Raw genomic sequence first — 7,142 nt, forward strand, 5'->3', positions numbered from 1 at the left:
TGGAATTACAGAGGGGCCAATTTTCCTGTGCAATGGAAGCCGGAAAGGAGGGCCATTCATCTTTGGGTGATTACTTGATGGCTGCAGAAGCCAAGGTGATGAGGAAGCCGTTTGGCGATCATATTGGAGTGATGTCAATCAAAGCTCAGCGTTGAGCGAGGCCTGTCCCAGAGTTTCCCCCACCAGTCGGCCGCTGGTGATCGCCCAGGCGATATGCAGGCCATGGCCCCACAGGACCTGGCCACCCATGCCGTTACAGCCGATCGCATACAGGCCGGCAATCGGCGTTCCGTTTTCATCGAGAGCCTGCAGACTCTGATTGATGGCAACACCTCCTTCGGTCGTTGTAAAATACGCTTTCGCCGGTCCCAGTAAAACCCAGCGGTTTCCCTTTAACCGGTGCGTATCATCCACACGACCGAACGGGTCTGGCTGTTGACCCGCAACATACTCGTTGAATTGAGCCACTGATTCATGCAGGTTAGTCGTATCCAGATTGCGGTGTTGCGCGACGGCTTCCAGTGTCTTCCCCGCCACACTCACGTCGGGTCGCAATTTGAGGTAGTCATTTACGTAAGCGTAAGCAATCTTCGGTGCGGTCGAAATAAAATGGGGCCACGCGCTGTAGTAGGCGGCGATCCGTTCATCCAGCAAAATGTAAGCGGCTTTCCCCGGCTGTTCTGAGATCGCGATTTCGCGTTGCGGGGAATCTTTTTCATTACAGAACCGGCGGCCTTCCACATTCACCAGAATCGCCCCGTTGTCAAACAGCGAGTTTTCAGGATGCTGCCAGGTTAAAAGTAAACGTTTAATCCGCCAGTTGATCAGAGCCTGTGGCAGTAAAGGCACGAGCCGCCCCATCACTTGTGCCAGAAATCCGCTCGTGGGCAGAAGTTGTTCAAAGGGATCACCGGGAGGGGGCACAAACCGCAGTTCCGGGCCATAGGTGATCTCCATATTCAAGAGCTGCGCGCCGACGTTTTCTGCCAGCAGATGTCCGTCGCCACACGCTTTCGGGTTCACACCTTCGATCGACTTGAATTGATCCCCTTTAAAACGCCCGATGATTTCCGGCGCGTTCGCGTAGTCCCCCGCCGCCAGCACAACACCCCGTTTTGCTGTGATCGTTTTTCGTTCGCCCTGAATCAATGCAACTACGCCTGTGACCTGTTGCCCGTCAGACACCAGTTCCACGACAGGAGCATCACAGACGATGGTTCCGTTTCGTTTCAGAATCTGAGTTTGAAACGCGGCGATATACGCTTTCGCGTTCGGCACAATATTGTGCATGCGGGGCACGCGGTTCGGCGGTTCCGGATTGGGTCCATGAAAGTAGAGCCCCATGCCGCGCAACCATTCCAGTGTCTCTGCGGTCTGTCCCAGAAAAAAACGGCGGAGTTCGTTGTTGCTGTGTGATTCAATCTCCGGAGCCGCGAATTTGCCGGCGTCTTCTTCATGAGCGTCGGCACTGTCAATGACCCCGGCTGCGCGCTGCAGGCTGGTTCCGTTCGCTGTGAAGGAACCGATGGCCATACCGGTGGTGCCCCCCAGTTGAGGCTGCTTTTCCAGAACGAGCACTCGGGCTCCGTTCTCCAGCGCCCGTACGGCAGCCGCCAGTCCACTACCGCCCCCACCAATAATAATCACATCATACTCGGATAACACGGGGCTCACTCTCTGTTGAAACTCTTTGCAGTTCAGATTCAAGCGACAATCGTATCAAAACCGCACGTCACATCAATCGGGCAAACTATAGCGGTTAGTACTATACAGACTTCACACGCGAAAAAGCTGGTGAGTGACTCTCTACCAGCCGAAAGATTCTAAAGATTGTTGACTTAAACGCATCAACCAAGTACGATCTATTCTTGTTCACTAATCCTTGCCTTAACGCGTACGAATTCTCCTTCCTGCAATAGAATTTGTCGGCCATGCGTAAATGTATCACTCTGGTTTTTGTCGCCTGCTGGTTTCTTGCGGTCTCGTTCTACACAGTGGAACCGGCCTGGAGTGCGAAAAAACCGTCTGGCACAACTGCTTCCGCGAAGATGGACCCAAAGCAACGGGCATTTTTCGAGGCGAAAATCCGCCCCGTGCTCGTCAAGAAATGTTATTCCTGCCATTCTTCACAAGCAGAAGAAATCGGCGGCAAACTGCGGATGGATACCCGTGACGGCATGCGCGAAGGGGGAGAATCAGGTCCCGCGTTTGTGGAAGGGCGGCCGAATGAAAGTCTGCTGATTCAGGCCTTGCGTTATGACGGTCTGGAAATGCCGCCTACTGAACCACTGCCTGAAGCCGTCATCAATGATTTTGTGACGTGGGTGAAAATGGGGGTGCCCGACCCCCGTGTCGATCAACCCCTGATCGCCAAAAAACCGACGGAAGAATCAGCGGAATCAAAACCGGAACTCTGGTCGTTTCAACCGGTCTCCAATCCGGAAATCCCTGCCGTCCAAAATCAAAGCTGGAGTTATGATCCCCTCGATCAATTTGTTCTTTCACGGATTGAAGCGGCTGATTTAGCCCCCACTCAAGATGCTTCGCCAGTCAGACTGGTGCGACGTCTGTATTATGATCTGATCGGCCTTCCTCCTACTGCGGAACAGGTCGAATCGTTTCTGGCCGACTATCAACGACGACAGCAAAAAGCGGTCGCCTCTCTGGTCGATGAATTGCTGGCGTCGCTTCATTTCGGTGAACGCTGGGGTCGTCACTGGCTGGATGTCGCCCGTTATGGTGAATCAAACGGCAATGATGGTCTGGGACGTAATCCGACATTTCCTCAGGCGTGGCGGTACCGTGATTATGTCATCCAGGCGTTGAACGCCGATGTTCCCTACGATCGTTTTCTGACCGAACAGATCGCCGGCGATTTATTACCCGCCGCTTCTCCCGAAGAACGGGACCGCACGCTGATCGCGACCGGATTTCTGGCCATCGGTTCGAAACCCGCCAAAGCGATGAACGTCAACTTCGATATGGACATCGTTGATGATCAGATCAACGTCGTCAGCACCGCTGTGATGGGGCTGAGCGTTGCCTGTGCCCGTTGTCACGATCATAAACACGATCCGATTCCCACTGCAGATTATTATGCAATGGCCGGAATCTTCCTGAGTACCGAAACCATGTGGGGTTTTGCTGCCAATCAGCCTTTGACAGCGCCGGAAACCCCTCTGCATGTTCTGAAATCGAAGCACCACTACGTTCCGTCGCCGGACAGCGGCGCGCAGCCGAAGGTTGATAAGCATACGCTGTCCAGAAAAAAGAAGCCGCAAAACGTCTATCCTCCCGGTACGCCTTTGGCGATGGGGGTCCGCGAAAAGAAAAAACCGGTCGACTGCAAAATTAATATCAAAGGCGAATCGAAACAACTGGGGCCCAATGTGCCTCGCGGATTTCTGTCGGCCTGTAACATCTCGCAGGCACCTAAGATCGACGCCAAACAAAGTGGCCGTCTGCAACTGGCGAAGTGGCTGACTTCTGCAGAGCACCCGCAAACCGCACGGGTGATGGTCAACCGCATCTGGCTGCATCTGTTCGGTCAGGCGCTGGTCCGCACCCCTGATGATTTTGGCGTCTACGGCGAACCACCGACGCATCCTCAACTGCTCGATCATCTGGCCACCCGCTTCCGTACAGAAGGCTGGTCGATCAAACAACTGATTCGCAGCATCGTCCTCAGTCGTACGTATCAGCTCAGCAGCTTCTGTGATGAACAGATTCTGGAAGCAGATCCGGAAAACAGGCTCCTCTGTCGACACAATCGGCGGCGGCTGGATGCCGAATCGTTAAGAGACAGCATCCTTGCTGCCAGTGGACAGCTCAATCGAGAACCCGGCCTGGGATCTCCCATCGCGAATGTGGATGAGCTGGTCAACAAAGCAGGCAACCTGCATCTGCCCGATCAGCATCGCAGTATTTACCTGTGCCTGTTACGTCATTCTGAACCGCCGGAACTGTCAGCCTTTGACCTGCCCGATTCCACCAAACCGGTTGGCAAACGGAATGAAACCACGCTGCCGACACAGAGTCTGTTTCTCATCAACAATACGTTCCTGATTGAACAATCACAGTCATTTGCGAAAGACATTTTATCGAATCCGAAACGGGATGACACGGGACGCGTGCTTCTGGTTTATCGACGCGCTTTAAATCGTGCACCCGAGTCGTCGGAACTGGAGCGTGCTCTGGCGCTGATTCAGGATGTCGACACCGCACTGAAAACAGAAATATCGCAGGATGAAATTCGTCAGACCACAGTCTGGGCCACACTCTGCCAGGCGCTATTGAACACCAATGAATTTCGTTATGTTGATTAACGACCGGAATTAGAAATAAAGAAACTCCCCAAGGAACACGCTCATGCTCGGAATGTCGCGACGGGAAATGTTGGCATCAGCCTCTTGTGGCTTTGGCTATCTGGCCATGTCCGCATTGTGCGGCAAGAATTCATTCGCCGCCGGTTCCTCTGCGATTGCGAATCTGTCCGCTCGCTCTCCCCAACTGCCGGCGCGGGCCAAACGAGTCATCTTTCTCTGCATGAGTGGCGGCCCCGCGCAACTCGATACGTTTGACTACAAACCGCAGACAGGCAAGAAGAAACATGCCGGCTCGGTCTTTAAATTTGCACAGCATGGTGAAAGCGGCCTCTGGGTCTCCGAACTGCTTCCGGAAACCGCGAAACACGTCGATAAACTGTGCGTATTGAATGGCATGCACGCGGACATTACGAATCACGCGCAATCATTTCTACAGTTGCATACCGGCGACCGTCTGCGTCCCCGGCCCAGTCTGGGTTCCTGGGTCGTTTATGGTTTAGGTACGGAAAACCAGAATATCCCCGGGTTCATTAGCATCTACCCCTCAAAGCCATCCGTCTATTCCAGCGCCCTGCTCCCACCTGTTTACGAAGGGACACCGATTGGCCTCAACTCCACGAATATGTCAACCGCAACGATCAACAATATCAAAGGGGATCACTTGCCCGTTGCGGTGAAACGACGACAACTCGATTTCGTGCAGGCGATGAACCGCGAGCACGCGACCCGCCGCCCTGATGATGCCCGTCTGGATGCTGTCATTCAATCGATGGAACTGGGTTTCCGCATGCAGATGGCAGCCCCCGAACTACTCGACATCAACCAGGAAACAAAGTCGACCCTCGAACGATATCGCGTCGGTCAGGGTAAAGTGGTCGGCACCTGCAAGAATTCCGACTTCGGACGCCAGTGCCTGTTAGCCCGCCGCTTTGCAGAAGCCGGGGTGCGGTTCATCGAAGTCAATCATGGCAGCTGGGATCAGCACAGTAATCACCGGGCAGATTTAACCGCGAACTGTGAATCGACCGACGCTCCCATCGCCGCATTGCTGGATGATCTGGAACAGCGTGGCTTATTGGAAGAAACACTGGTGGTCTGGGGAGGCGAATTCGGTCGTCCCGGACTCGTTCCGGAAGACAAAAAAGACGGCACCGGGCATAACGCCCGCGGCTTCACTTTCTGGATGGCAGGAGGTGGCATCAAACGCGGACTCGCTTACGGCAAAACCGACGAAACCGGCGCCCGCGCTGTCGAAGGGAAAGTTCATTTCCGCGATCTGCACGCCACCATTCTGCATCAGCTAGGCCTGCAACATGACAAACTGACGTTTCATCAGGGCAATCGGGAATTCCGCCTGACCGGCACCGAAGGTGGCAAGGTCGTGCACGACATCATTGCCTGACATTGGCTTTTCGTGCACAATGGTGAGTTGTTCGTTCAGGGATCAAGCTGATCCAGGTTTCCACTGCTAAACTCAACTCACGTTGGCAAGAATATTATGTTGCATCATTCCAGGCACTGGTTTCTAATTTTCTTTCTTTGTCTTGCTGCTCCTGTCTCTTCTTTCTCTGCAGTGGAACGGCCGAACTTTCTGATTATTTTTACCGATGATCAGGGCATTAACGATGTCGGCTGTTATGGTAGTGAAATCCCGACGCCGCACATTGACCAACTGGCGAAAGAGGGGCTGCTGTTTCGTCAATATTATTCGGCTTCTGCAATCTGCACTCCCTCCCGTTTTGGGATCTTGACAGGCCGCAATCCGAGTCGCTCGCATGATCAATTGCTGGGTGCTTTGATGTTTATGAGTGAGGTGGATCAATCTCGCGGGATTCAACCAGGCGAAACCACCATCGCCGAAGTTCTCAACCGGAACGGATATCTAACCGCTCTGATCGGCAAATGGCATCTGGGGCACGGCGCGAAATCATTCCTGCCAACCTCCCACGGTTTTGATCAGTTTCGGGGACATACAGGCGGCTGTATCGATTATTTCACGATGACATATGGAAACATTCCCGACTGGTATCACAACCAGCTCCATGTTTCCGAAAATGGTTATGCGACCGATTTAATTACGGAAGAAGCAGAACATTTTTTGAAAGCGCAACGGACAGCCACTAAACCGTTCTTCCTGTTCCTGTCCTACAACGCCCCGCATTTCGGCAAAGGCTGGTCGCCCGGCGAACAGAGCCCGGTGAATATCATGCAGGCGCGAGGCTCTGATTTGAAGCGGGTAGGATACATCAAAGACAAAGTCCGCCGTGAGTTCGCTGCCATGACCGTCGCGCTGGATGATGGCATTGGACGCGTCATGTCGACTTTGAGAAATAACGGATTAGATGAAAACACGCTGGTGATTTTCATGACGGACCACGGCGGCACCTACGTGTACGGCGGCAGTAATCATCCCTATCGCGGCGCCAAAGCCACTCTGTTTGAGGGCGGAATTCGTGTCCCCTGTATCATGCGCTGGCCAGGAAAAATTAAAGCGGCTACGGAAACGAATGAAGTCACCTGGGCTCTTGATCTGTTTCCGACGATCTGCCAGTTTGCCAATGCAGAAACCGGGGGGCTGACGCTGGATGGACAGGATATTTCCAGCCTGCTTACCAGACAAACGCCTGTCGGGACGAGAGAACTGTTCTGGCAGCTGGGGCCACACCAGGAATTAAAACGGGGCCGCTGGACCGCGTTGCGACAAGGGGACTGGAAATATATCCAGAACGAAGAGGGCGAAGAATTTCTGTTCGATCTCAAAACCGATCCCTACGAGAAGCAGAAGCTGCAGCATAAAGCAGAGAAGCTGGCAGAACT

Annotated in this window: 4 protein-coding genes; 3 read left to right on the forward strand and 1 reads right to left on the reverse strand. The window is 53.7% G+C overall.

The genetic code is table 11. The features are described from left to right. Positions 1-138 precede the first annotated feature (138 nt). Positions 139-1,665, reverse strand: a complete 1,527-nt coding sequence (locus Q0294_RS06980; protein WP_299462433.1) for an FAD-dependent oxidoreductase — start codon at positions 1,663-1,665, stop codon at positions 139-141. A gap of 266 nt (positions 1,666-1,931) precedes the next feature. Here Q0294_RS06980 and Q0294_RS06985 point away from each other — a divergent pair, with 266 nt between their 5' ends. The 3 genes from Q0294_RS06985 to Q0294_RS06995 form a co-directional block, all read left to right on the forward strand. Continuing rightward, positions 1,932-4,325 carry a PSD1 and planctomycete cytochrome C domain-containing protein gene (locus tag Q0294_RS06985; protein WP_299462435.1) on the forward strand — a complete coding sequence of 798 codons (2,394 nt, stop codon included), beginning with the start codon at positions 1,932-1,934 and terminating at the stop codon, positions 4,323-4,325. A 43-nt stretch (positions 4,326-4,368) separates the two neighbouring features. Next, positions 4,369-5,727 carry a DUF1501 domain-containing protein gene (locus Q0294_RS06990; RefSeq protein WP_299462439.1) on the forward strand — a complete coding sequence of 453 codons (1,359 nt, stop codon included), beginning with the start codon at positions 4,369-4,371 and terminating at the stop codon, positions 5,725-5,727. Positions 5,728-5,823: 96 nt separating this feature from the next. Next, a partial coding sequence (locus Q0294_RS06995; RefSeq protein WP_299462442.1) for a sulfatase-like hydrolase/transferase occupies positions 5,824-7,142 on the forward strand: 1,319 nt, incomplete at its 3' end.

The organism is uncultured Gimesia sp. (assembly GCF_937919775.1).
GTDB lineage: Bacteria > Planctomycetota > Planctomycetia > Planctomycetales > Planctomycetaceae > Gimesia.

Bases quoted from the DNA above. Each gene is read 5' to 3' on its own strand.
- Q0294_RS06985 (WP_299462435.1), top strand. From the start codon at position 1,932: ATGCGTAAATGTATCACTCTGGTTTTTGTCGCCTGCTGGTTTCTTGCG.
- Q0294_RS06990 (WP_299462439.1), top strand. From the start codon at position 4,369: ATGCTCGGAATGTCGCGACGGGAAATGTTGGCATCAGCCTCTTGTGGC.